Genomic DNA, 24,847 nt, shown 5'->3' with positions numbered 1-24,847 from the left:
ATTAAATTGTGACTACCCTGAGTTTCAGTTCTTCTAATTGTTTTGCTTCTACTGGGCCTGGCGCTTCACTCATCATACAAGTTCCTTTTTGTGTTTTTGGGAACGCAATGACATCACGGATAGAGGTTCCACCAGTGAGTAACATCATGATGCGATCCACACCAAAGGCAATCCCACCATGAGGAGGAGCACCAAAGGATAACGCATCGAGTAAAAATCCAAACTTGGATTTTGCATCTTCTTCTCCAATCCCAATCGCCTCAAGTACGAGGCTTTGGATTTCTGGGTTGTGGATCCTGATGGAACCACCACCAATTTCTGTTCCATTCAAAACTAGATCATATGCTTTCGCACCAATCGAAGAAAGGTCAACTTCTTTCCCAGCCTTCCAATCCCTTAGTTTTTGAAAGTCTTCTTCTTTGGGAGATGTAAATGGATGGTGGAGGAAGGTCCAAGTTTTTGTGGTTTCATCCAACTCAAACATAGGAAAGTCAACCACCCAATGGAAACTATAAGGAACCTTAGGTGGATCGTATTTTTCTGATAATTTCAAACGTAAGGCACCAAGGGACGCATTCACAATCTTAGACGAATCTGCCCCAAAAAATACCATATCTCCTTCTTTCGAACCCACAGCTTTAGCAATCGCTTCTAAGGTTTCAGGAGTGAACCGCTTTGTGATCGTTGATTCTAATCCATTTGCTCCATGTTTCATGTAAGCAAGACCTTTGGCTCGGAAGTCGCGAGAAAGCCAAGCCGTGAGGTCTTCGATTTCTTTCCGTGAGATGGTCGAACCACCGGGAACACAAATGGCTTTTACCACACCACCACCTGCAATGGCACCCGTGAAGACTTGGAAGTCACATGATTTCACAAGTTCTGATACATTCACAAGTTTCATTCCAAAACGAATGTCAGGTTTGTCTGAACCGTATTCTTCCATCGCCATATGGTATGGCATGGTCATAAAGGGAGAGTTTACTTCTAATTGGAATACTTTTTTTAAGGCATACGCCCACATAGCTTCGATTTCACGACGGATGTCTTCTTCAGTGACAAAAGAAAACTCCATATCCAGCTGTGTGAATTCAGGTTGGCGGTCAGCGCGTAAGTCTTCGTCCCGAAAACATTTTACGATTTGGAAGTATCGTTCCATTCCCCCAATCATGAGAATCTGTTTGAAAAGTTGTGGTGATTGTGGGAGTGCATAAAACTCACCGGGATTCAATCGTGATGGGACAAGGAAGTCACGTGCCCCTTCAGGAGTTGATTTATTGAGAATGGGAGTTTCTATTTCCAAAAAGGAATGTTGGTCAAGGTATTCCCGTAGAGCAAATGTTAGTTTGTGTCTTAACACCAAACGATCGCGAAGTTCTTCTCTTCGCATATCCAGGTAACGATACTTCAAACGAATTTCTTCCCCAGAAGGATCAAACTCATCTAAGGTAAAAGGAGGAGTTTTGGATGTATTTAAAATCTCGATTGCTTCTGCTATGAGTTCGTATTTCCCAGTTTCCATTTTGGGATTGATGGATTCTGCATCCCGAAGAGAGAGTTTTCCTTTCACTGCAATCACATACTCGGAACGAATTTTTTCGACTTTTGAAAAGTCATCTCCGAGGATTTCTTTTCTTGCCACAATCTGTAAAATACCGGAACGATCCCTAAGGTCGATGAAGATCACTCCTCCTTGGTCGCGGTAACGGAAAGCCCAACCTGAAAGGAATAATGTTTTACCAACCGAAGCATCTGAGACACTCGTTGCTCTAATTCGATTTTTGTATTCTGATGTTACCCAGTGATTCAATTGAAAACCTCTTATAATGGAACGTTATCGAAACGACTGATTTTCGGATTGAACATCAATGGAAAATCGGCCGTTGCTCCCGCTCTGTTTTTGGCGATGATGATCTCAGCCATCCCCCTTTTGTTTGGGTCTAGCTCTTCGGGAGGTTTCACCATTTCTTCCCGATAAATAAAACATACAATATCCGCATCCTGCTCAATAGCACCTGACTCCCGTAAGTCGGAAAGTTGTGGCCGTTGGTCTTTCGAGCGGTTTTCAATGGAACGGTTCATCTGCGATAATGCGATGATGGGGCAACCCACTTCCCGTGCCATTTGTTTAAGTCCTCTGGAAATATTGGCAACCTCTTGTTGGCGTCCACCCATAGCAGCTTTCGGATCACTCATGAGCTGCAGGTAATCCACGATCACAAGACCCACTTCTTCTGTGGTTCGAAGTTGGCGAAGTCTTGCCGAAAATTCTTGGATCGTCAAATACCCTGAATCATCGATGTAAAGACTTGCCGAAGTGATATTTCCAATACTGTCTTTTAACTGTGTCATCTGTGCGGAGGTAAGTGTTCCCGCTTTTAACGCATAGGAATCAATCCTTGCGTCAGCACTGATGAGTTTGAGAAGGAGTTCGATACGACTCATCTCGAGCGAGAAAATAACAACTGTTTTACGTTCTTTCAATGCGGCATTTGCTGCGATGTTCAAAGCAAATGTTGTTTTCCCATTTCCAGGACGTGCCGCAAGGATCATAAGTTCGTGTGACTTAAGACCTGTGGTTGCCATATCAAGCCCAGTAAAATGTGTTTTTAAACCGTTGATTCCACCAGTTCCGTTTTGGCTTGCCGCCACCACATTTTTGATGTAATCGATAAGTGCATTGGCATCGTCTTTGACTTTCCGTAACCCTTTGGATCTCTCTTGGCGAGAGATGTCCATAAGGGACTGTTCCACAAGACTAAAAACGGAATCGTTTTCGCCAGGTTCAAGTTTGACTTTATCAATAGCTTGGTTTAATGCTTCAACATACTTCCGTCTGTCGGAAACACGTTTCACTCGACGAACGTAATACTCTAACGGTTGAAAGGGGACAGTATCTTTGTAAAGTGAGGTAATGTATTCCAAGTCGCGAGATTCGTCTTTAAACAGACGTTTTTCTCGCATTTGGTTTGTGACCGTAACTAGGTCAATGTTTGTCCCTTCATTAATGAGGTCTGTGACCGCTTCGAAGACTCTTCTATGGGTATCCATATAAAAGTCATCGGGGCTCAGACCTAAGTCTTCCTGCCCGGCTACCCCTCTCATGAGTAGGTAACCGATTAAGTTCTTCTCAGACTCTATCTCCTGAAGGGGGTTAGAATTCATCGAAAAAGCGTTAGTGTAAGACTATGCTTGGCCGACGACTTTCACTACGATTTGAGGCACAACACCTTCAGCCAAACGAACTTTAATTTTGAACTCACCAACTGATTTAATTGGCTCGCCTAACTCAAGTTTACGTTTGTCGAGTTCCACACCAGTGTTTTTAATTGCGAGAGCAATATCATTCGCTGTTACAGAACCAAAAAGTTTGTCGTTCTCACCCACTTTCACTTTCACTTCGTATGTTTTACCATCAATCGAAGAAGAAAGTTCTTTCATCACTTTTACACGTTTGTCACGTTTTAATTCAGCGAGTCTTTTTTGGTGGATGGCTGCTTTTGTGTTTCCGTCGTTTGCACGTACGGCAAGTCTTCTAGGAATGAGAAAGTTACGTGCATAACCATCAGCAACTTCTTTAACATCCCCAGCATCACCAAGATTTAATACGTCTTTTTGTAATACAACTTTCATCCGTAACTCCTACAGAACTTTAAACGGTAATAAACCGATGGATCTGGATTTTCTGATTTCACGAGCAAGGGCTCTTTGGTGTTTGCCACAAGTTCCTGTGATCCTTCTTGGAATGATTTTACCACGGTTGGTTACAAATCTTTCTAAAATATCTACTCGTTTGTAATCGAGTCCTGCAAGTAACGCTTTGTCAGCGCAGAACTTACATACTTTCTTTTTGTATTTTGCGTTTTTACGACCGAACTTACCTTCTCCGTCTTTACCACGGAAACCACCTTTTTCGTCGTCATCCATCCCGTCCATACTGTCACGGGAATCTACTCTTGTATCATCAATATTTGTCGTTTCACTCATTGTCATCACCTATCAAAAAGGAATGTCGTCATCACCGGCTGGATAATCATCATAACCACTACTTACGCCGGAATCATAAGAATTGGAACTGTCAGATCGGTCTCCGGATCCACCACCTTGTCCTTGACCACCTAATAGTTGTGCGGTCTCGACATATACGCGGATCTTTGAGGCTTTTTTGCCTTCAGGAGTTTCCCATGACTGTTGTTGGAGTCTACCTTCGATTGCTACTTGTTTCCCTTTGCCAGCATATTGTTTCAATATGTCAGCAAGTCGGCCCCATGCAACGCAGTCGAAATAATGAGTTTCCTCTTTTTTTTCGCCGTTCGTCACATAAACTCTGTTATTTGCAATTGAAAAATTGACAACAGAACTCCCGTTCACCGATTTAAATTCCGGATCACGAGTCATACGACCGATGAGTAGTACTTTGTTTAGATCGTTAGCCATTTGCCCTTATTACGAGGGTTTTTAAGATGTTGGCATTGAGTTTAAATTCATGCTCAATCTTTATAACTTCTGCGGGAGATCCAGAACACTTAGTGAGTATAAAGTGACCTTGTTCGTCTTGTCCAACGGGATGCCAGAGTCTTTTTGAACCCCAATCCTCTTCGCCTTGGATCGTGAAGTTGTATTTGGAGAGAAGTTCCTTAACGGCAGACTTCGTCTCTTCTACATTCCCTTCACGAAGAATATTCGTGATTTCGTAGTTTCTCATATTTCTCCTATGGGTATACCTACATAGAAACACTTGTAGGTAGAAGAATTTGTTAGTTTCCACTAGGGTTTTGGTTATGGGGCCTTGGGTCAATGGAATTTCTTCTTGGAGCCTTGAATCCCTTCGCATTCTATGTAATTTCTGACTGTTTATGGGTGAAAAATCAAATTTTCCAGAAGTTTGGGGCCTGGGCCTGGGTCTCTTTTTAGCACTCTATGCTGGTTTTTTAAACCACATCACTCCCAAAGAACCCGCACTCGACAACCATTCTGGATTTGAATCCACACTACTTGGTCTCGAGATGGCTGAAACGCCAAAACAAGTCCAGGATCTCATTGGAATCCCTGACACCATCGATTTTTTCCACCTATCCACAGAATACCGTCGAGTTCACTATTTTGACTTTGGATTTATCTTTTGTTATCTGGCGTTTTTAACCTACACAGGGCATTACGCAGGTCGTAAAGTGCGTCCTATCTTTCTCAAAATTTTTATGGGAATGATCCTACTTCTTGTGATTGCAGGGTTTGCTGACCTCATTGAAAACATTCTCATACTCAATGTCTTAGATGCAAAAACTGCAGAAGAAATGACACCTTCCTTGGAGTATCTTAAACCCACTTCCCAACTCAAATGGTTTTGTTTGTTTTCCTATGTGGCAATTGTTTCCGTATATTTTTGGTTATACGAAAAAGGATGGATTTTAAAGAGTGCTGCCCTTTTATTCTTTACTGGATTTTTTTTGCAGGTGTTTTCCATCATCCGCACCAATTTACTCGAACTCAGTTTTCCCTTTTTTGCATTGGGTATGGTGTGCAGTTGGTTCCACTACGGTTTCAGTTTGGCTTTTAGTTCCTTATCAAAAAAAACATAACCCCTTCCCCCTGAAATCACAAGTTCCGTTCCAAGTTGTTTACAAAGAATGGCATATTCTTTTAAAAACGTTTCTGCTTCTTTTGGACCTAATGGAAAAAAATAATGATCCCCTGGGAGGTTTTGGTGTTTTCCAAACACGGGAATCACTTCAACAAACAAAAGTTTGTCGCCATCAAAATGAGTCACTACAGAAATATTGTGTTTTAAGTATTGGTTTTTGGATCCAAAGAAAAAATTACCAAGTGAATACACGACAATCCCCTTGGGGAATACTTCGATCCCTTGTGGGACATGGGGATGGTGGCCAATGATCACCTTATAACCTGCATTCACCAAATATTTGGCTGCGTTTCGTTCCGTGTCCATGGGAGTAGGATTATATTCCACTCCCCAATGTACGGATAATACATTCACTTGCCCTGGTTTCGTTTTTTTGATGACCTTTTCCGCGGTGGCCACACGGAAATAGGCGGCACCCGGGGAATTGGTTCCAGAAAATAACCTGGTTTCGCCTGTATCCGAAAAGGAAAACAATCGAAATTCAGTATTACCCTTTTTCACAAGGATAGGCAACAACGCATGGTCGGTGTTTTTTCCTGCACCTGTGTGGAAAATTTTAAATTCATCTAACAGATCTAAGGTTTCAAAAAGTCCATTTTCACCAAAATCCATTGTATGATTATTTCCCAAAAACACTCCATTGATGCCGAGAGCACGTAGAACAGTGAGATCCCTTCTTTCCCCAAAAAACACATAGGATTTTCTTTGGTCTGCTGTAGGTGCTTTGTGTAATATAGGTGTTTCTAAATTGATAAAACGAAAGTCAAATTGGTCGAGGTAATGAAAAAAACTCCGAAAGGGAAAAAATACATCCTCAGAACGCATGGAATCCCGAACTCCCCAATTGAACATCACATCACCACCAAACCAAAGTTTAGTTGAATTGGAAATTTGTAGAGCCTCACCAGTTTCTGTTTGAAACTGATATAAGTACTTGATTGGCAATTCCAATGGATCTTCCAAATGTTCTGGAAAATCTGCAGAAAAAAGAAGGATCGGAAATAATAGAAGCGAAACAAAAAACCGATGTTTCATCTCTTAAAAACGAAATACTTGTGGAGATACTTCGGTGATCTGTGATTTTTTCAATTTGATTTGGATGAGAACATTTTCCTTTTCCGTATCAAGGCTCACAACCTTTGTTGTGATTTCTTTTGGTGGGTGTATTTGGTTCACACTTGTTTTCACAATGGCGATGGCTTTTAGTCCTCGTTTACCACTCGTTAATTCCAATCGGTCCAAATTACCATCTTTAAAAAAATATTCGTAATCCCCATCTGCTTTAGAAAGAGCAACCCTAGTTTCACTCAGATTGAATTTTGCCTTTGGGTTTTGGATTTCATTTATATAATTCCCTGTAAGGTATGCATAAATCACAGGGAAGGGAATTGTATATTTTTTGCCCGAGTTTGGATCTTGGATGAGGATATCACCCATCGGTAAGGTTTGGATTTCTTTTGTACTTGTTGGTTTGATTTGGATTTGGTTTTCGTTTGCTATGAGTTCAGTAAAAACCATTCCAAAAAAACTATCCATCAATTGGATTTTAATTTGTTTTGAATCTTTGGCATAAAATACCTTTCCATCCAAATTTACATTTTCTTTCTTAGGGACAAAGGTTTGGATCTGCATAGAAAATTCTGATTTAAAACTAGGGAAATCGGGATTTTTGTCCAAAACCTCTTTTAAAAAAGACTGAGAGGAATTGTCCTTTGCAGGTAAATACTTTCCATTTGCTTTACCTATAAAATTTGGATCTTCTACTTCTGCCGATTGGCAGCTGAGTGAAAGTAAAATGGAAACAATTGTTAAATAACGAGCGTTCATTCTGAAATTTCCTTTTCCACTCGTTTGATTTTTGACACCAGGTCCTTGTTAGACGTCTGTTTGTCTTTGGAAAGTGAAAGTTTAAAAAATTGTACGGCATTGACTGGGTCTTTTTTTGCTAAATACACATCACCCAGATGTTCATAAATCACCGGGTCCTCAAACCCTCGTTCCAAAGCCAATGAGGCTGCAAAGTTTAGATGTAATAAAGCTAAATTAAAGTCTTTTTTTCGGTAATACACCCAACCCAAACTGTCCTGGTAGGCAGGATTATCTGGTTCTAAGGTAATTGCCTGAGTTAACAGTTGTTTGGCCTCTTCAGGAAACATATCTTTTTCAGCATACAAATAACCTAAATAATTCATAGCATTGGATGCATTTGGATTGAGAGATATGGTTTTTTTAAGATCTGATTCTGTTTCAGGGAATTGTTTGAGTTTATCGTAAGCAGTCGCTCTATAAAAATAAAAATTTGGATTGGTTGGATCCATTTGGATGGCTTGTGTATAATCGTTAATACTCTCTTTGTACTTTTCCAATTGGAAATAAGACAATCCTCGCAAATAATAATGAGTTGGATTCGGATTTTCCGAAATGGTTTCGGACAAAATATCCACAGAGACTTTTTCTTTTTTTAAATTTCCTTGCAGATACAAATAGGCCAAACGGAATCGCATTCGGAATTTTTTTTCAAGGTCCGAACTCAAAACATTTGCTTCTTTCATGGAAAGGATAGCGTGGTTCCACTGCCCTAACATCTCTTGGCAGTTTGCAATTTTTTCTAAGTAACTTGCTTGTTCTTCCACTTGAGTTGGCTTTAATCTTTGTTTCCCTCGTTTGAGGATTTTTTCGGCAAGCCCGTATTGCCTATATTCGTAAGCATATTGTGCGGTTTCTGCATTGATTTGTTCGTAATCGGGGTCATTCAATTTATCAGCTAACTCAAGGAAAGCGACACGTGGTGACAACCTGCCAGGATTGGCCTTAATAAAATTTCGAAGTTTTTCATCTAACCCAATGGTACGGCCGTTCACCAATTGGTATAAAATGGGGATGATACCATCCTTTGGAATTTTTTTCTCGTTTTTTAGAGTATCAAAAAACTGAGGTGCTAAATCACGAGCTTCTAAGAAATAAATTTCAGCTAACATGTGCGAGGCGTCAATGTCTCTCGAATTTTTTTCCCTGATTTGTTCCAAATAAAATTTGGACATCTTAAAATCGCCTAACACAAAATAAATTTGCGCTAACCGAAACAACACTTCCATATCATTTTTATTGACTGAATTGTATTCGTTATATCGTTTGATGGCAATTTTTGGGTAATCTAACTTGTAATTAAGCTCACCTAATGATTTTGCTGTGATGTATTTGTATTTGGAATGATTGTCCCTTCTTTCAATGACAAAAGAAAGAGCAGTGTAATACAATAGGGATTGATTCCACATCTTTCGTTCAAAGTACAAATTTCCAAGCAGATACAAAAAATCAGGATCATTGGGAAAAGAGACCAGATCATGTTCCAATACTTCTGTTGCCTTTGTTAAGTCTTGTTCCCGAAGACGGATCCTCATTTGTAAAATAACAAGTTCTTTTGTGACTTCTTTAGTATTCTGTTTTGCAATTTCAGACCATTCCCAAGCTTTACCTGGATATCCTAACTCCAAATAATTTTGTGCTTGGATTTCCGCTGATTGGGCACTTGGACCTTGTCCTTTCTCTTTTAAACAAGTGTGGTATTTGTCTAAAAAAGACACAGAGTTCTCAAACCCAAGTTTTGCCTCGGCTGTCTTTTTACGGTTGTTTGCTTGGTATCCATCTATTTGTTCGTAAATGGCCCGAGAGAGTAAGTATTCGCTTGGAACTCCAGGCTCAAGGAGGGAACAAACTTTCTCTTTGGGGTTTGGATCTGCCTGGTTTGGAAAAACAGAAAGAAAACATAAGAAAACAAAGAGGAATTGGTAGTTTAGAGTTTTAATTGCTTGAAACATCAGTAGATTCCGGCAAAGATCGGGTACAGGGACAATCCTTGAACCAAATCTTCCGAGAAAATTTAAAATACATTCTGGCTGTTCTCCTCGTGTGGGCAATCACTTTCCCATGGATTCTGAGAAACAAGGACACGATCCTTGCCAAAATTACCCTCACTTACAATTCGTTTTTTGGTTATCCCAATCCACGGATCGCCCACTCTCTGATTGCCAAAGGGGATGCAGTTCTCGAAGGCAGAAAGGAAGGTGGCACGAGCCTCCTCCAAACCATCAGCCAATTTTTTAGTGCTGAAGAAAATGGAAAAGGCACCATTCTGCCACTAGACCTAACCCTCATGGAAAAAGCCTGCCTCTACTTTCGTAGCAAAGAACATGTGGAGGACCATTTTTTAGAACTCACTTGGCGGGAAAAAGCAAGTGATTGGGGGTCTCCTCTTTTCCAAAGAATGGCACCACAAGGGGAATTAACACTCGGTCCCAATCCCAAAGAGTATTGGAACTCACACATTGAAGCCGTGTTAACGGCTCTTGATTATTACAAACGTGCCTTACGATTTTCAGGTCCCGAACTCATCGCACCTAAAAAAATAGAATCAGTTGCTTGGGCCAGTTGTAGACCAAGTGAAATCCTACTCGCCTACAAAACACATATGGTCGAAACAGAAACCTATGTTCTAAAAAAACTAACAGAACTTGAAAAAGTACCGAGTGGCCTAAGTGCAGTTCAAAAACGAAGTGTGGTTTTATCTTCCATCAAACGAAGTGATTTTTCAGAAGTTTCGGCAAATGATTATTTGGAATCCTTACTTAGACAAATCCTTCTAACAGGAATGAAAAATTTTTCACCGAGAGAAATGGACGATATTTACGAACGAATCTTATACTTTGTTGGCGCCGATGAAAGAGAGTATCTAAAGTTTAAATTTCGTCGAGCCGAACTGTATTTCCAACTTGGCAGTGAAGAAGAAAACTATTACCAAAAAGCGGCCAATGAATTTAAAGAATCTGCTAACATCCAACTAGCTTCTGAAATAGAAGATATCAATTTACCTGCTTTACTTGTCCATGAGTTTGAAGCAAAACTAAAACAAGCAGAAAGTTATCACAAACTAAAAGAAAATAACAAAAGTTTGACTATCCTTGATTCATTAAAACCAAAACTGCGAAACGTCGACGAACGAAGTGTCGGTGGAAAAAAAGATGAAATCTTAAAGGCATACCATAACCTAACCAGGTCCGTTCTCCGCAAACTCGGACGTTACGAAGAAGCAGATGAAATCCCATTTAACGAATGATATAAAGTATTTTGATTATAACGCGACTCACCCACCTTACCCAGAGATTTTAGAGTCATGTTTAAAAGAATACTTAGAAAACTTTTACAATCCTTCGGGAATCACACGTTATTCTCTTAAAAACCAAGGTAAAATCGAACAAACAAGAAAGTATCTGAGCCAAGTGACAAATGGCAAGGAAAAACAGTTTATCTTTTCCTCCACTGGAACTGAGGCAAATTTTTTACTCATCCAGAGTTTACGAATTTTATACCCGAACTTAGATTCGGTAATCGTGTCTCCCTTTGAACATGCGAGCATGTACGCTGCTTTAGATTCCTTTGGATTTTCACCCATATTGGTACACGCAAACAAATCGGGAACTATCGATCTGAATCATTTGGAAAGGTTATTAAAAGAAAACCCAAAACCTGTCATTTGTTTGTATGCTGGAAATGAAACAGGAGTGATTCAACCTGCAAAGTTAATTCATGACTTAGCCAAAGAACATGGCCAACTTTTTTATAGTGATTTGATGCAAGCATTCTGCAAAATCCCTGTACCTTTTGACCTGTTTGATGGTTATACATTCTCTGGCCACAAAATCGGTGCAGGTATGGGAGCCGCCGTTACCTACTTACCGGCTGAAAACAAAAACTTTCGTCTGTTTGGTGGTGGAAACCAAGAAAATGAACATAGAGCTGGAACTGAAAATACATTTGCAATCAATTGTCTACAGAAAGTAACAGAAATCCAACTCACCAACTTAGAAGAAAAAAACATAAAACTAAAAGGTTTCCAAAAAATTTTAGAAGACCAGTTAGAATCCTTTGGTTGTGAAATCATCGCGAAAAATGAAAACAGACTCCACAATACAACCTTTCTCATTTTACCCATCCAAACTGTTGATTTTTTCCTTCTGGGATTAGAAGAAAAGGGAATCATTGTATCCACGGGAAGTTCCTGCAAATCAAGAGCCAGAGAAGCTTCAAAATCCCTACTTCAAATGGGTTATTCTGAGGAAGAAGCACTTAGAGCAATTCGGATTTCTACTGGCAGTTTTACAACTTTAGAAGATCTTAATTTACTAATTGACCAAATCAATATACTCATCCAAAAATTAAAATGAAAAACTGATGAAAATCCGTATCATTTCGAAATACTCCGACCAAGGTATCTCCGATGGTGAATGTTTTTGGGAAGAAAAACATTCCCAATTTGGATCCGTTGAAAAAACGACTCCATTTTCAGGGCAATTACTTAAGGAATTTCAAAATGACTGGTCCATTTTTGTAGAACGAATTTTATCTCAAAATCCAAAAAAGGAAGAATTTTTAGACAAACTAGGTAAAAAGTCGGATAGTCTAGAACAAATCGTATTTGGTGAATCCCTTCCCTTTTGGAGGACTCCTGGATTTCGAGGCACCATTGAGTTGTTAGTTGATCCAGAATTTTCTCCAATTCCTTGGGAAATCTTAAAATCTACAAATGGATTTCTATTCCAAGATAAAAATTTCAAACGAGGGATTCGGATCCAAAAAAACCAAAGGGAAATCTCAAAAAAAACAAATGTTGCATTGATCATCTGTAATCCCGTCATCCCCAGTTTAGAAAACACAGTAAATGAAGAATGTGCTAGCTTATATCCAATTATCGAAGAAAAACTTCCACTTAGAATCCTCAAACAAAACCACCTAACAAAAATTCGATTCATCGAGGAACTAAATTCAGTTAAATATTTACATTATGCAGGCCATACTGAAAAAAAAGGAATCCCGATTGGAAAAGATCAATTCATTTCCATGAATGAAATAGCTTCAAGATCATTCAGTCATCTAGACCTAGTTTTCTTTAATAGCTGTTATTCTTCGTTTGACTCCATAAACCAAGCTGGTTTAACAACTAGTTTTCTAAAAGCTGGTGCCAAACAAGTCATTGGATTTTTATATCCAGTGGAAACAAATGTAGCCAAGGAAATAGGAATTTCCTTTTGGAAATATTTTTTAGAATCTAAAAATGCAGAAAAAAGTTTAGAAAAAATAAGGAAACAATTACAAAAAGGATCTGGAAAAGAGATTATAACAGCGATTAGTTTAGTGCAATTTTCTACTTTGACACCAAACCCGCTTCCAAAAAGAATATTAAGCATTGTCTCAAGTTTATTACTGATTTTATGTTTTCTACTTTTCACAAAAGAAACTCAAAATGAAAACCCAATTGGAACTCAAGTCCAATTGGAAAACACAAAGGGAAAATCTGTAAATGAGAACTTGTTGGTGTCCCAACAAAATAACCAGCCCAAAGACCCATTGGTACTAAAAATCCAAAAAATCACTCATCCAGAATTTCGAAAAAAAGCACTTCTCTTTTTAGAAACAAAACATGAGTTACTTGACGAAACTCAAAAACGAGAAATCTTAGAATCGATCCTTTCAGAGGGATCTTCTGAAGAAAAAATGTATTATGAATTCAAAACAAGGAGTGGGTTTTGAAATATAGGGGTTTCTTTGTTTTAGGGTTTTTCTTTTTTTTAAATCCGATTTTACCCCAATGGTTTACTAAACCAGCGACTTTTGAATCCATCTGGTCAAAATTCCAAATAACTCCGAATATAGTTTCGGAAGCATATACCGTTTCGAGTTTTCCCATTTTACGTGAAGTCGAATCAAAAGAAAATGAAGAGTATGATTATTATTTCCAACTTTGTAAATTCCAGGAAATTAGAGAACTCACAGAAATCCTTTCCTACCTTTCCTTTTATGATGCATTATTACAAATCAAACGATGTGCAGAAATCACTAAAAGTGATGCAGTTAATTTAGAAAAACAAATTAAAAAAAAACTATTTGAGCTTACCGTATTTCCAAAATTAGAAATTTTATCATCCGAGATTTCCAATGCCGACAATTTAAATTTAGTACGTGAATTACAATCGGAATGGGAAAAAACAGTGTATCTCTATTCCAATTTTTATAAACCTCATGAGGTTCTATTGTTTGGAAAAGAACGAGAATATACAGTAAGTCTCAATCGTATTCTGTATTCTGATATGCCAGAATCCAAAAGAAGATCCTCTTTACTTCGATTATTACAAGACATCAAAACAAATCAAAAATCCACCTACCAACTGTTTTACTTTTCAAAACAAAACCCTTGGAATCTCGCAGACTTAAAATCGGAAAATGAGAAGTCTAAATCCTATTTTTTACAAATCCTTTCCTCATGGAAAAATGAACCTCTTTTTACCGATGGGCAAAAGCTACAACTGAACGATTTACGAATTTGTTTAGAAAAACTCCCAACGGAGGAAAAGAAAATTCGAATATTCGGTTTTTTTGGTTTTTTCTCCGATTATGGACGATTCTCAGTAGAAAACCCAATTTTTGAAACAAAAGAAAACCTAACAAAGCTGTTATACATCCGCCAAACATTATTCCAATCCCATCATTTTCAAAAAAGATTAGAAAATGTAATGATAAGTTGTAAAAATTCCGTCGAATCAAAGAAAGAACTATGAGTGATGAGATACGGAGTTTAATCGATAATTGTTTACTCGGAAAAAGAGAAGCATGGCAAACACTCATCCAAAAATTCCATCGCCTGATCATTGGAACTTGCGCACATTACGTACCAAGAGAAGAAGTGGTCGATACTTCGCAACTTGTGTATTTAAAACTCACGGAAAATGACTACCAATTATTGCGTAAGTTCAAAGGGGAAAGTTTACCTGCCTTTATTATCTATTTAAACGAAATTGCCAAAAACATCAGTATGTCCCAAACACGGAGCATTCGCCGAACCGAATATAGAGAAGGGATTTCTCTCGATTTGAGTATTGATATTCTGGATGAAAGGTTAACCCAAGAGGATGTTTATTTTGAATGGGAAGAAAAAAAGGAATTTTATGATCTCATCGAAACATTAGATGAACCCCACAAGGAAATCCTCATCTTACGCCTCAAAGGATATAAATTCAAAGAAATCGCTGAAATTTTAGAAGTTCCCATCGGAACAGTACTAGCAAGGGCCAATCGAGCCAAAGAAAAGATAAAAAAATTACAATCCAAGGAAATAAAGCCGTAACGGGGGGACATCAATAGTATGGAGACAAAAGATCCGAATCCATTTATGAACCGACTCAAACTGAAAGAAGCCATGTATCTCATGTCCCAAGGGGAAGACTTGGATCCTTCCACCTTAAATAGGATCTTACAAACCGTGGTTCCAATCCCTGATTCCAAAATCCGGATTTACCTGCAGTTCTTAAATGATTCATGGAAGGTGCTCATGAGTGACTGGGAAAATACCACTCTACATACCTCCCAATTGGCTCTCCGAGGGCAAGGAAACCTTGGTGCTTTCCGAGTCCACAGACAGGTAGCAGGAAGGGATCTGGATTTTGTTTTCCAACCAAACCCAGAAAAAAACCAAGTTTTTTTATCAGTGGAAGCATCCAATGCAGACAGGTTGTCTGCCAAATTATTTTTGGATGGAACGCCAGTGGAAACCTTACCTAAACTAGGAACCCAATCGATGTTTGACTCCCCCATCACTTTGGATTCTAGCCCAGAACTTGCCATTTTTGAATCTGGCAAAGAAATCGGTAGGTATCATTTTATGTTACAATCATAATTTTTTTGGAAAGTGTGCAATAAATAGGAAACAATAGGCAATTGATAGGTTGAGAAGTGGATCTACCTTTCGGTAACTACTTTCTTTTTCCAAACTAGTTCACACTTAAAGACATCCCGGCGAAAGTCGGGATTTTTTTTTAAGCATTCACCCGGAAATAAATCACATCTCCATCTTGAACAATGTATTCCTTTCCTTCCACACGGAGTTTCCCTTCTTCTTTTACTTTTGTTGCATCTCCCGTACGATCTAAGTCCTCATAACGCATCACTTCCGCACGGATGTAACCTTTTTCAAAATCAGAATGGATGACACTCGCTGCAACGGGACCAGAACTACCTTGTTTGGTTGTCCAAGCTCTTACTTCCTCGACACCTGCGGTAAAAAATGTAAGTAGGCCTAATAGTTGGTAAGAAGCACGAATCATACGAGAAAGACCGGATTCTTTTTCTCCAATCTCTTCTAAAAATGCCAATTGGTCTTCTTTTTCAAGTCCAGAGATTTCTTCTTCAAAACGACCACATAAAACGACTACAGGAGCTCCTTCTTTGTTTGCAAAGTCAGTGATGGTTTTAACAAGTGGGTTGTCTGTTGATTTTACATCCGAATCAAGAATATTAGCCACGTATAACACGGGCTTAATGGTAATTAAATTGAATTTTTTTGCGATTTTTAGTTCTTCTTCGTTTAATTCAACAGTAGAAGCCCGGTTCCCTTTCTTAAGTGCTTCCAAAATTTTATCCATCACGGATAAAATTTCTGCTGCTTCTTTATTTCCAGTTTTGGCAGTTTTAGAAACTCGTTGTTGTTGTTTTTCTAAACTGTCCAAATCAGCAAGGATGAGTTCGTAATTGATGACAGTGATGTCTTCGATAGGATCAACTTTTCCATGAACATGTGTTATATTTTCATCTTGGAAGGCACGCACAACATGGCAAATCGCATCGACTTCCCTGATGTGGGATAAAAATTGGTTTCCAAGCCCTTCTCCTTGGCTTGCCCCTTTTACAAGGCCTGCAATGTCCACAAACTCAATCATTGTGGGAACAGTACGTTTTGGTTTGTAGATCTCTGCCAGGCGGTTTAACCTTTCATCAGGAACTTCCACAACACCAGTATTTGGTTCGATGGTACAAAAAGGATAATTTGCAGCCTGAGCGCCTGCCTTCGTGAGTGCGTTAAAAATAGTCGACTTACCGACGTTCGGGAGACCTACAATGCCACAATTCAAAGCCATAAGGATAGGTTTTTTGAACCAAGCCTTAGGGACAAGGAAAAATGTTGTCTTAGTTTTGAAATCCTGTTTCTAAATAAACAGAAGTGAGATAATACAAAGAAATACAGATAACTGTGAGATAAAAACCCAAATAGAATTTTCCAATCCGTTTCCAAGGAAATCTGTCATTCAATTGCAAAGTACTGACAATCCAATCGGGACTTGGATTTAAAGGTAACTCAACTTCTTTCCCTGATTTTCTCCAAACATGTTTTTTTTCCTCAGGCTTCAATTGATAAAAAGGAGAATCCAATCCCATCTCAGAAACAGACAATAATATACTTGGAATTTCAAAGTACTTAAACCGAATCAAACCAGAAAATCCAGTAAAAATGGCCAAATAATTGATCACTACAATTAAGGGACTTGCCGTATAACGAGAGCTAAACAATAAATACAAATAAATTACTAAAAAACTAATCGAGATCAATTTAGAAACAGACGTGAGATTTTTATAGAGTTTTTGTTCTTTTAGAAACAGAAGAAATGGATCACGATTCATAGTGGATTTGATTTGCCGAAGGAATTTGAGATTTAGAAATTGAGGGCATTCGTACTATCCAATCAGAAGGAAGACCTGTCTCTACCATATGATTTTGGCCCTGTAAGTCAGTAAAGGAAAATCGATACGCATGGAGATACATTCGTTTTTCTCCCTTCTCTTTTTTCCCGTACAAGGTATCTCCAAGGACAGGAAAACCCAAAGAAGAAAGCATAACACGAATTTGGTGCCTTCTTCCAGTTAATATTTTTGCAAGTCCAAATGATACATTCATTTTTTCATCGGAATCAAGGATGGTAAACTCTGTGATTGCTTTTTTACCACCACTCCTTACGATACTGACTTGTTTATTTCCATCTTTGATAAAACATTCCATCCGGTATTCTTTCTTAATTGGAATCCCATCACATAAAAAAATATAGGTTTTTTCTGCACTTTTTAATAACTGGTCTAGTTCCAGGTTTTTGTCTTTATTTTTTCCGAGTAAGACAATTCCACTCGTACCAAGATCCAATCGATTGACAGTCCTTAGTTCAGGAATTTGTAAATGATTTGCAAGTAAACGAGTAAAGTCCAATCGATTTGGGTCTTTTGTTTCATGGACAGGAATTCCTTCCGGTTTTTCTGCGAGTAAAAAATCCTCACATTCAAATAAGATACGGGTGGTATATTGATTTCCTAATGGAATGAAGTTAGGCGGAGAATTCAATCCAAAGACCACCTAAACTTCTTATATTGATGACTCCAGTTTCAAATAATAAGTATTGACCCTTGATCCCAACTAGGGTTCCAACAACTGGTGTTTCTTTTGTGAGTTTTAAAGATTTAATTTTAGAAGGATAAGATAAAATCGGGTATTCGATTTCCATCATTTCTTCTGTAAGGATTGGTTTCCAGATTAACTTTTGTTTGGTTTCGATGGGAGAAAAAAATTCATTTTTTTCTAAATGGTTTAAAAATTTGACAGCTTCTTTTTTGAGATCAATGATTCCCGGATCTCCTGCTACCATTTTTTGCCAGGATGTTTTATCTGGTAAAAATTGGCTGAGAAAATGTTCTAAAATACCTGCGTCCCTTCTCGAACTCACTTCCAAAATTGGGATTCCGAACTTAGCACCTTGGTCCACCCAACGGTTTGTGACAGGATTTTCTTTTGTGATTCCAACTTTCATACCACTGGAATTGGCAAAGTACACAATGTGTTTTTTAAAACAATGAGTATTCCCCCATTCAGCATCACGGCAAGTTCCCTTATGATGGTGGCATGTTTCCGGGCGCATGATACAAAGATCATTTTCTGCTAATTTTGAAAAACAAACAAAACAATAACCTTGGTTAAATGACTTTTTAGTTTTTTTTCCGCAGTGCATACAGCGAATTTCATCATTTGTGATAAGCGAAATTTTTTTACCAAGAAAGGATTCGATTGGTACATCTGAGGTTAGTTCTTTTCCTTCAATTGTTTTTGTTTTTTTGTCCTCAGAATAATTTGCGTATTCCCAAAAATAGGATACAGGTTTTGTCCCTTTATGGGACATCTTACGAACATAACCTTGGAAACTTGGCATGGGCTAAAAAGTAAATTCCTTCACTTCTTCTGGAAAAAATTCATCATTCACTTTCACAAAATAAAGTTGGGCAAGAGATGGTGATTCTTCTGTTTTCTTCCATACAAAGATCACTATCATTTTTTGGTACAGGTAATGTGAGATTTGTCCTTTGGGTGAATAAAAAAGAGACAATTGGTTTTCACCTTCACCAAGGTAAATCACTGTCCCATTTAAATTTCGTGACTTCTCCTTGGATACTTTGATTTGGATTTTTCCACTTGGGTTCAAATCTTCAGGATCCCTTCCCGTTGCAAATTCTGCGTCACTCACTTCGGACTCGGTTTCCACTTGCTCGGTAGTCCCTGTTACATCCAAAAAATTACATGGGAAGTCTCCTGGCATGTTTGGAAAATCATCGGAACAGGATTGGTAAGTGACTTCTTTTTCATCAAATTTTGTATGAGTTACCATTACGGTGGAACGTATGGTTGCATAGGCGACAGACTTTAATACTTTTGCCGTTTTTTGTTTGGGTATTTGTTTGATTTTGGTTTCCGATGCGTAAACCACACCTAACAAAACAGTAATGGCTAATAAAAAAGTGAATTTAAACTTCATTTTGGATCCTTAGTAGATTAAGTAGGGCTCAATTCTTTTTCGTTCTTTTTCTTCATCACTAAGATACGTATTATGAAACTCAACATAGGTTTTTCCATCGTTGATGGCAGAACGAAAATGATCATTCCCCCATAATTGGTCAACCCAGTGGTTTGTAGAACCTTTACTCCATTTAAAATCATTTGGATACGTTTCTTTCATAAGCCGAATGAGTTCATACGCAAGTAACATAGGATCATAATCGGGTCTAACTAAATTCATCCGTAAACCAGAACAAATTTTTCCTTTATGGGGACCAAAGGTGGGCTTAAAATACACGGTTGAAAAATAATACGATTTGTTGCCGATGGCACTTAGTTTTGAAGCAAGTTCTTCCGGATTTGTCATCCATGGTGCACCAAAATACACAAAAGGCGCTTGGGTTCCTCGTCCGACTGATATATTCACGCCTTCGAGTAACACAAGAGATAAATAATTCCTTGCAGAATCCACCATTGGTAAGTTAGGTGAAGGTGTTGTCCAAGGGATCCCTGTATCTTCAAAGTACATCCCACGTTTATAACCTTCCACTGGAATCACATCCAAATCCACAGTTTCTTTTAAATATTCCTTATTATAAAAAAGGGCAGCTTCTCCAGTTGTCATCCCCGTAATGAGTAAGGAAGGAAATTCTCCTGCAAAGTTTAGGTGTTTAGGACTCATCTTTTCTCCCATAGGTGGAAGGTGCATCGCCACATGGATATGATCGAGAACGATGAGTTTGGTTTTTGTATTTTTTAATGCATCCATCAGACGTTTGAGTACACTTAAATAGGTGTAACAACGCATCCCCACATCTTGCACATCAAATAAAACAAAATCCACTTCCTTCACTAAGTCTCTTAGTTCGGAATCTTTGATTCGATAAATATGATAGAGAGGACGATTAAAAGTTGAGTCCATAGTAACAGGAGTTTGGCTAAATTCTTCCTCTAAACCAAGAAACCCATGTTCCAAACCAATCAAATGTTCTAATGTTATTTTGTGTTTTTCGAGAGATGAGATGATCTTTTTTGGATTTGTTCCAATTCCAGAAGGGTTTGTCGCAAGCATCAATTTTTTTCCCGCCATGGTAGGAAGGATTTTTTCGTAAAAAATGTCCTGGGACAATCGAACTTTAGAATCAATTGGGTGAACACGAAACTGCGGAACCGTGTTCCCTTGGCAAGCAAGGACAAGAAACGAGAGAGAAAACCTAAAAAAGTAATTGGTCATGTAAGTATATGTTTCTATAATATAGCAAATCTTCAAGGAGAAATGTCCTTCATGCTTCATCGACTTCGAATTGCTCCCTATACTGGGATTCTAGTCCTCACCATCTTGGCATGTGCTGGGTCCAATTCCGCGCAAAAAAACCCGTCTTTACCTGACAATGTGGTCACTGCAATGGGAGAGGCTCCCATTTACCAAGGAGACTTGGCCCTAGCCCGTAACAAGGCACTCAAAGATGCAAAACTCAATGCCATCCGTAAACTAGTGGGTGAACAAATCACAGAAAAGTCTGGAGTTTCTGATGGGCAATCCCTAGGATCCAAACTCTACGGGAAAACCGATAGTTTTGTCAAAAAATACGACATCATCAGTGAAGAACAATGGAAATTGGACACCCAAGACATGATCCGTCTCAATGTCCGTTGTGAAGTAGAAGCAACAAAACTTTCTACAGCTGTGGATGCTCTCCTTGATGATGTAGGAAACCCAAGGATTGCTGTCCTCGTGCAAACCGTTGTGAATGGAAAATCTTATCCCATTGGATCAGCAACTAATATTGCCGAGGCGGAACTGATTGAAAAACTCCGTGCCAAAGGGAATAAAGTTGTGGATAGTTCCCAACTCACTGCCCTCCTCAAAAAAAATCCAAGCCTTGCCAAACTTGATCTTACCTCTGTAGAAGAAGGTAGCCCACTTCTCACTCTGGCACAAGACTCAGGTGCGGAAGTTTTGATCATTGCAAAAGTGACAACCACTGACCAAAAACCAGTAGTATTACCTGGTGGTAAAAAAACAGATTTTTTAAGTTCTGCAGCAACAGGCCCCTACCGCATCATCCAATTATGGGGTGATGGAAAAATCTTTGGATCAGGAAGTTTGGAAGGCCGAGGTGCTGACATCACACAAGAAGTTTCCAGAGAACAAGCTGTGAAAGATTGGGCAAACCTTGTTTCTGTAAAAGTGGGAAAACAAATCAAAGACGAATGGTTTAAACTCACAGAACAAAACACTGTGATCTTAAAGTTCAAAGGACTTGCTTTGGAAGATGCAATCAATTTCAAAAACGATTTGATGGAATACACATCGGTAAAACAAATCAATGATCGGAAAACAGAAATGAATGGATCAGAATGGGAACTCACTTACCCAGGAAAAGAATCGATGTTTGCAGAAGAGCTCATGTACAAAAAGGATTCTAGTTTCCGTTTTTTGAGTAGTAAAACACTTAACATCAACAGTTCCAAACGTGGAGTTGTGGAAATCGAATTTAAAAATAAATAAATTTATTTTACTCCACATCGCCTGCAGAGAAAAACTGACGAATCTCTGCAGGGTCCAATGGTTTTGAAAAATAACAAGCTACTTGTTTTTCTTCAATCGCTCTCAGCATTTCTTTCGTTAAATCATAACCAGTTAACAAACAAAAAATAACATTTGGGCGTTCTAACTTGGCTCTTTTAATAAATTCAAGGCCACTCATGCCAGGCATGCGCATGTCACTGATCACATACTTGATTTCTTTTGTTTCTAGAAACACTTCCCAAGCTTCTTCCCCAGAACCAGCTATTAATACTTCAAAATCCTTTCGAAACATCTCTCGAAAAAGATATAAATTAATTACTTCATCATCGATGTATAGTAATTTAGGTTTTCTCAACGAGTCTCCTCAATAGGATTTGGAAAAGTTATCATAAAAGTTGTTCCTTTCCCCCATTCTGATTCGACTTTAATATTTGCTGAGTGTTCCTTAAAAATCTTGTAAGCAATAGAGAGTCCAAGTCCAACACCTTTTCCTGGTTCTTTCGTAGTAAAAAAAGGAGTTTCAATCTGGTGTATGTGTTCTTTTCGAATTCCAATCCCTGTATCCTTTACTTCTATCAGAATAGAAGACCTCTGATATTTGACTGAAACTTCCAATTCACCTCCACTTTCTTCCATGGCTTGGATAGAATTAGTGAGTAAATTAAGGAAAGCTTGGTATATTTTTCCAGAATTGCCTAAAATGTATAACGTTTTGTTTTCAAAGTGTTTTTTTACGTTTATCTTATCTCGCAGATTATGGGATAAAATGGCTAAACAATTTTCTAACATCTCTTCCAAATTAATAACCTCATCGGAAGAATCTACACTTCGAGTGTATTGATTCAAACCTTTAACAATTTTGGTAGTTCGATCAACTCCTACCTTGATTGATTCGAGAAACATCATTGTTTTCTCAGATTTTAATGAGGAATTTTCGATTTCATCTTTTAATCCGTAATAACCTCCAACAATGAAATTCAAAGGATTATTGATTTCATGAGCAATTCCTGCTGAAAGTAATCCTAAAACTTGCCAATTTTTCAGCTTCTATGAGCTGATTTTGTCTATCACTCAATTCCAAAAGTGTTTTTTCTAGTCTGTAAGTACGCTCTTTCACTAACACTTCTAACTCTTCATTATACCTTTCTAATTTACTTTCGTATTCCAAACGCTCTAATTCCGCGGCAATTCTTCCAGAAAAGATTTTAAATAGGGTAAGTGTTTGCTCTTTTTCTAAAATTTCATTCTCATAAAGTGCAACGATTAATCCAATATTCTCTTTCTTGGAATTAAATAGAGGAGAGCCTATATAACCTTCAATGTTCATCTCAACTAACAGTTGATCATTGGGGAATAGTTTTTGTACTTGATTCGGATAATAACAGATTGTTGTATCATAGACATTGGCACACGGAGTCCCTTCTAATGAATATTCTATATTTTCTACAATTTTTCCACGAACACATAGAGAAATGGTTTTTGACTCATATTTCGATTTATCGAAAAGAGCTATAAAAACACTTTCTGCATTAACAACGGAACAAAGTTTCTCTGTAAGACGATTTAGATACTCGTTACCATAGGTATTGGATACAGCTTCTATAATTTCGGATAATATCTCACCCTTTAACATATAAATCTAAAGATAAAAAATCAAATTACAACTTCACTAAAGAACTTCATTATTCCTGCAAAGATTGGTTTTCTTTTGGTTCACTCACCAATGGTAATTTTGTTTGGTTCACATCGAGTAGTGGACCCAATTCGAAAATATTGGAATAACCATACGCTTTTAGAGAATTGTAAGTAGATAAATTTAAGGAAGCCGCTGGGCTCTTTGCTGCAAACGCTTGTTCGTTGCCTTCAAAATTATTATTACAATAAATTAGAATTTTGGATTTTGGTTCTGGGATCACAGTAGCCAAACTGTCTTTGGTAAATTCGGTAAAAGGTAAATTCACTGCACCTTTGATATGCAATAACCGAAACCGATTTTCGCTCCTGGCATCAAGGACTACAACTCCATCTTCAGACATCATTTTCAAAAACTGATCCTCAGTTAGGCGGTGGTTTTCACGTTCTGTTTCAGATCGGTTGACAATTTTTTTGAATTCACCATAGTCGATAAGCCGATTCGGAATGGGTTTTAGTTTTGGTTGTTTTTTCTGTTTTTCAACGGGTTTTGCCAGAAGTGAAACTGTGATCAGTAGGAGAGAAACAATGATGGTTCGATTCATAACTTTACCCATTTCCAAAATCGCTTTCAGTATAACTTCTATTTCTATCAGAACTCAAACCTTTTTTCGACTTGCCAGGGGAATTTAAAGAAATTGAGTGAAAGGTATGAGTACATTACGCGCTGTTATCAAAACCAATAAAGGTGAAATCCGAATCGATCTTACTCCTGACAAAACACCGAATACGGTTGCCAACTTTGTGAATTTAGCACAAAGGAAATTCTATGATGGATTAAAATTCCACCGTGTCATTGCTGATTTTATGATCCAAGGTGGTTGTCCACAGGGAACTGGAACGGGTGGCCCTGGGTATAAATTCCGTGATGAATTTGATTCCAGTTTAAAACACAACAAACCAGGAATCCTTTCTATGGCAAATGCAGGTCCAGGAACCAATGGAAGTCAATTTTTTATCACACATGTTCCGACACCTTGGCTTGATGGAAAACATTCAGTGTTTGGTTCCGTGGTTGATGCCTCTGACCAAGAAGTTGTGAATTCCATCCAACAAGGGGATAAGATTGAATCCATTACGATTGAAGGAGATGTTTCTTCTGTATTGGAAGTGGCAAAACCGTATTTGGATGAGTGGAACCAAATCTTAGATTCTAAAAAATAAAGGTTGTTTTCGTTTCTATTTTCTTTAGTCTAAAGATTATGAAAGAGAAACGGAAACCAAACCCAATCGTCCCAATCAAATTGGCTTCACGTACAATATTTAACCTGAAGCCAACAAAAATCAAACCATC

Annotated in this window: 28 protein-coding genes; 9 read left to right on the top strand and 19 right to left on the bottom strand. The window is 38.2% G+C overall.

Annotated elements, in window-relative coordinates; genetic code table 11:
* Position 1: 1 nt before the first annotated feature.
* The 6 genes from aspS to rpsF form a co-directional block, all read right to left on the bottom strand.
* On the bottom strand, positions 2–1,807 hold the full coding sequence (gene aspS / locus DI076_RS02650) for an aspartate--tRNA ligase (protein ID WP_108958493.1): 1,806 nt from the start codon (positions 1,805–1,807) through the stop codon (positions 2–4).
* A gap of 11 nt (positions 1,808–1,818) precedes the next feature.
* A complete protein-coding gene (gene dnaB, locus DI076_RS02645) occupies positions 1,819–3,162 on the bottom strand; it encodes a replicative DNA helicase (RefSeq protein WP_108958492.1) in 1,344 nt (447 codons plus the stop codon).
* 21 nt (positions 3,163–3,183) lie between these two features.
* Positions 3,184–3,630 (bottom strand): 50S ribosomal protein L9, encoded by a 447-nt coding sequence (gene rplI, locus DI076_RS02640; RefSeq protein WP_108958491.1) that lies wholly within the window; start codon positions 3,628–3,630, stop codon positions 3,184–3,186.
* 9 nt (positions 3,631–3,639) lie between these two features.
* The gene (gene rpsR, locus DI076_RS02635; protein ID WP_174705011.1) at positions 3,640–3,924 is read right to left on the bottom strand and encodes a 30S ribosomal protein S18; all 285 of its coding nucleotides are present in this window, start codon (positions 3,922–3,924) and stop codon (positions 3,640–3,642) included.
* 72 nt (positions 3,925–3,996) lie between these two features.
* Positions 3,997–4,434 (bottom strand): single-stranded DNA-binding protein, encoded by a 438-nt coding sequence (locus DI076_RS02630; protein ID WP_015678373.1) that lies wholly within the window; start codon positions 4,432–4,434, stop codon positions 3,997–3,999.
* Positions 4,427–4,702: a 30S ribosomal protein S6 gene (gene rpsF, locus DI076_RS02625; RefSeq protein WP_100727290.1), complete on the bottom strand. Its 276-nt coding sequence runs from the start codon at positions 4,700–4,702 to the stop codon at positions 4,427–4,429. The genes DI076_RS02630 and rpsF overlap by 8 nt, the downstream gene beginning before the upstream one ends.
* 151 nt (positions 4,703–4,853) lie before the next feature.
* Here rpsF and DI076_RS02620 point away from each other — a divergent pair, with 151 nt between their 5' ends.
* The gene (locus DI076_RS02620; RefSeq protein WP_108958489.1) at positions 4,854–5,576 is read left to right on the top strand and encodes a hypothetical protein; all 723 of its coding nucleotides are present in this window, start codon (positions 4,854–4,856) and stop codon (positions 5,574–5,576) included.
* On the opposite strand, the gene DI076_RS02615 is transcribed toward DI076_RS02620, so the two are convergent.
* The 3 genes from DI076_RS02615 to DI076_RS02605 are packed head-to-tail and all read right to left on the bottom strand — an operon-like array spanning position 5,531 to position 9,456.
* Positions 5,531–6,673, bottom strand: coding sequence for a CapA family protein (locus DI076_RS02615; protein ID WP_108958488.1), 1,143 nt, complete (start codon positions 6,671–6,673; stop codon positions 5,531–5,533). The genes DI076_RS02620 and DI076_RS02615 overlap by 46 nt on opposite strands.
* 3 nt (positions 6,674–6,676) lie before the next feature.
* Positions 6,677–7,465, bottom strand: a complete 789-nt coding sequence (locus tag DI076_RS02610) for a hypothetical protein (protein ID WP_108958487.1) — start codon at positions 7,463–7,465, stop codon at positions 6,677–6,679.
* A complete protein-coding gene (locus tag DI076_RS02605; protein WP_108958486.1) occupies positions 7,462–9,456 on the bottom strand; it encodes a tetratricopeptide repeat protein in 1,995 nt (664 codons plus the stop codon). The genes DI076_RS02610 and DI076_RS02605 overlap by 4 nt, the downstream gene beginning before the upstream one ends.
* A 38-nt stretch (positions 9,457–9,494) precedes the next feature.
* Here DI076_RS02605 and DI076_RS02600 point away from each other — a divergent pair, with 38 nt between their 5' ends.
* From DI076_RS02600 to DI076_RS02575, 6 genes are read left to right on the top strand one after another with little or no spacing between them, the layout of a single operon-like run.
* The gene (locus DI076_RS02600) at positions 9,495–10,751 is read left to right on the top strand and encodes a hypothetical protein (protein ID WP_108958485.1); all 1,257 of its coding nucleotides are present in this window, start codon (positions 9,495–9,497) and stop codon (positions 10,749–10,751) included.
* On the top strand, positions 10,729–11,859 hold the full coding sequence (locus DI076_RS02595) for a cysteine desulfurase family protein (RefSeq protein WP_108958484.1): 1,131 nt from the start codon (positions 10,729–10,731) through the stop codon (positions 11,857–11,859). Before DI076_RS02600 ends, DI076_RS02595 begins: the two co-directional genes overlap by 23 nt.
* A 7-nt stretch (positions 11,860–11,866) precedes the next feature.
* Entirely contained in the window at positions 11,867–13,222 is a 1,356-nt protein-coding gene (locus tag DI076_RS02590; protein WP_108958483.1) for a CHAT domain-containing protein, read from the top strand.
* Complete coding sequence (locus DI076_RS02585) at positions 13,219–14,247, top strand: hypothetical protein (protein ID WP_108958482.1); 1,029 nt, start codon at positions 13,219–13,221, stop codon at positions 14,245–14,247. The genes DI076_RS02590 and DI076_RS02585 overlap by 4 nt, the downstream gene beginning before the upstream one ends.
* A complete protein-coding gene (locus DI076_RS02580; RefSeq protein ID WP_108958481.1) occupies positions 14,244–14,813 on the top strand; it encodes an RNA polymerase sigma factor in 570 nt (189 codons plus the stop codon). The genes DI076_RS02585 and DI076_RS02580 overlap by 4 nt, the downstream gene beginning before the upstream one ends.
* An 18-nt stretch (positions 14,814–14,831) precedes the next feature.
* Positions 14,832–15,362, top strand: a complete 531-nt coding sequence (locus DI076_RS02575; RefSeq protein ID WP_108958480.1) for a hypothetical protein — start codon at positions 14,832–14,834, stop codon at positions 15,360–15,362.
* Positions 15,363–15,501: 139 nt separating this feature from the next.
* Here DI076_RS02575 and ychF read toward each other — a convergent pair whose 3' ends face one another.
* Genes ychF through DI076_RS02545 form a run of 6 tightly spaced genes read right to left on the bottom strand, consistent with a single transcriptional unit; the run spans position 15,502 to position 20,562 of the window.
* Positions 15,502–16,599: a redox-regulated ATPase YchF gene (gene ychF / locus DI076_RS02570; protein ID WP_108958479.1), complete on the bottom strand. Its 1,098-nt coding sequence runs from the start codon at positions 16,597–16,599 to the stop codon at positions 15,502–15,504.
* A gap of 49 nt (positions 16,600–16,648) precedes the next feature.
* Positions 16,649–17,140: a hypothetical protein gene (locus DI076_RS02565; RefSeq protein WP_108958478.1), complete on the bottom strand. Its 492-nt coding sequence runs from the start codon at positions 17,138–17,140 to the stop codon at positions 16,649–16,651.
* A complete protein-coding gene (locus DI076_RS02560; protein ID WP_108958477.1) occupies positions 17,130–17,849 on the bottom strand; it encodes an RluA family pseudouridine synthase in 720 nt (239 codons plus the stop codon). Before DI076_RS02560 ends, DI076_RS02565 begins: the two co-directional genes overlap by 11 nt.
* Positions 17,833–18,708 (bottom strand): DUF2797 domain-containing protein, encoded by an 876-nt coding sequence (locus tag DI076_RS02555; protein WP_108958476.1) that lies wholly within the window; start codon positions 18,706–18,708, stop codon positions 17,833–17,835. Before DI076_RS02555 ends, DI076_RS02560 begins: the two co-directional genes overlap by 17 nt.
* Positions 18,709–18,711: 3 nt before the next feature.
* Positions 18,712–19,308, bottom strand: a complete 597-nt coding sequence (locus DI076_RS02550) for an LIC_11883 family protein (protein ID WP_108958475.1) — start codon at positions 19,306–19,308, stop codon at positions 18,712–18,714.
* 9 nt (positions 19,309–19,317) lie between these two features.
* Entirely contained in the window at positions 19,318–20,562 is a 1,245-nt protein-coding gene (locus tag DI076_RS02545; RefSeq protein WP_108958474.1) for an exo-beta-N-acetylmuramidase NamZ family protein, read from the bottom strand.
* Positions 20,563–20,613: 51 nt separating this feature from the next.
* Between DI076_RS02545 and DI076_RS02540 the strand changes: the two genes are divergently transcribed.
* Positions 20,614–21,840: a lipoprotein LipL46 gene (locus DI076_RS02540; RefSeq protein ID WP_108958473.1), complete on the top strand. Its 1,227-nt coding sequence runs from the start codon at positions 20,614–20,616 to the stop codon at positions 21,838–21,840.
* Positions 21,841–21,847: 7 nt separating this feature from the next.
* Here the strand turns inward: DI076_RS02540 and DI076_RS02535 are convergent, their stop codons facing one another.
* Genes DI076_RS02535 through DI076_RS02525 form a run of 4 tightly spaced genes read right to left on the bottom strand, consistent with a single transcriptional unit; the run spans position 21,848 to position 24,098 of the window.
* Positions 21,848–22,216 carry a response regulator gene (locus tag DI076_RS02535; protein ID WP_174705006.1) on the bottom strand — a complete coding sequence of 123 codons (369 nt, stop codon included), beginning with the start codon at positions 22,214–22,216 and terminating at the stop codon, positions 21,848–21,850.
* Positions 22,213–22,842, bottom strand: a complete 630-nt coding sequence (locus DI076_RS20265) for a sensor histidine kinase (protein ID WP_245918229.1) — start codon at positions 22,840–22,842, stop codon at positions 22,213–22,215. The genes DI076_RS02535 and DI076_RS20265 overlap by 4 nt, the downstream gene beginning before the upstream one ends.
* A 13-nt stretch (positions 22,843–22,855) precedes the next feature.
* The gene (locus DI076_RS20260; RefSeq protein ID WP_245918228.1) at positions 22,856–23,494 is read right to left on the bottom strand and encodes a hypothetical protein; all 639 of its coding nucleotides are present in this window, start codon (positions 23,492–23,494) and stop codon (positions 22,856–22,858) included.
* 49 nt (positions 23,495–23,543) lie between these two features.
* Complete coding sequence (locus DI076_RS02525; protein ID WP_108958472.1) at positions 23,544–24,098, bottom strand: rhodanese-like domain-containing protein; 555 nt, start codon at positions 24,096–24,098, stop codon at positions 23,544–23,546.
* Between the two features lie 106 nt (positions 24,099–24,204).
* Between DI076_RS02525 and DI076_RS02520 the strand changes: the two genes are divergently transcribed.
* Positions 24,205–24,717 carry a peptidylprolyl isomerase gene (locus DI076_RS02520; protein ID WP_108958471.1) on the top strand — a complete coding sequence of 171 codons (513 nt, stop codon included), beginning with the start codon at positions 24,205–24,207 and terminating at the stop codon, positions 24,715–24,717.
* Positions 24,718–24,847: the final 130 nt, after the last annotated feature.

The organism is Leptospira ellinghausenii, assembly GCF_003114815.1.
GTDB classification, from domain to species: domain Bacteria; phylum Spirochaetota; class Leptospiria; order Leptospirales; family Leptospiraceae; genus Leptospira_A; species Leptospira_A ellinghausenii.
Note: the sequence above shows the minus strand (reverse complement) of the source record. Positions and strands in the feature narration are given on the sequence as shown.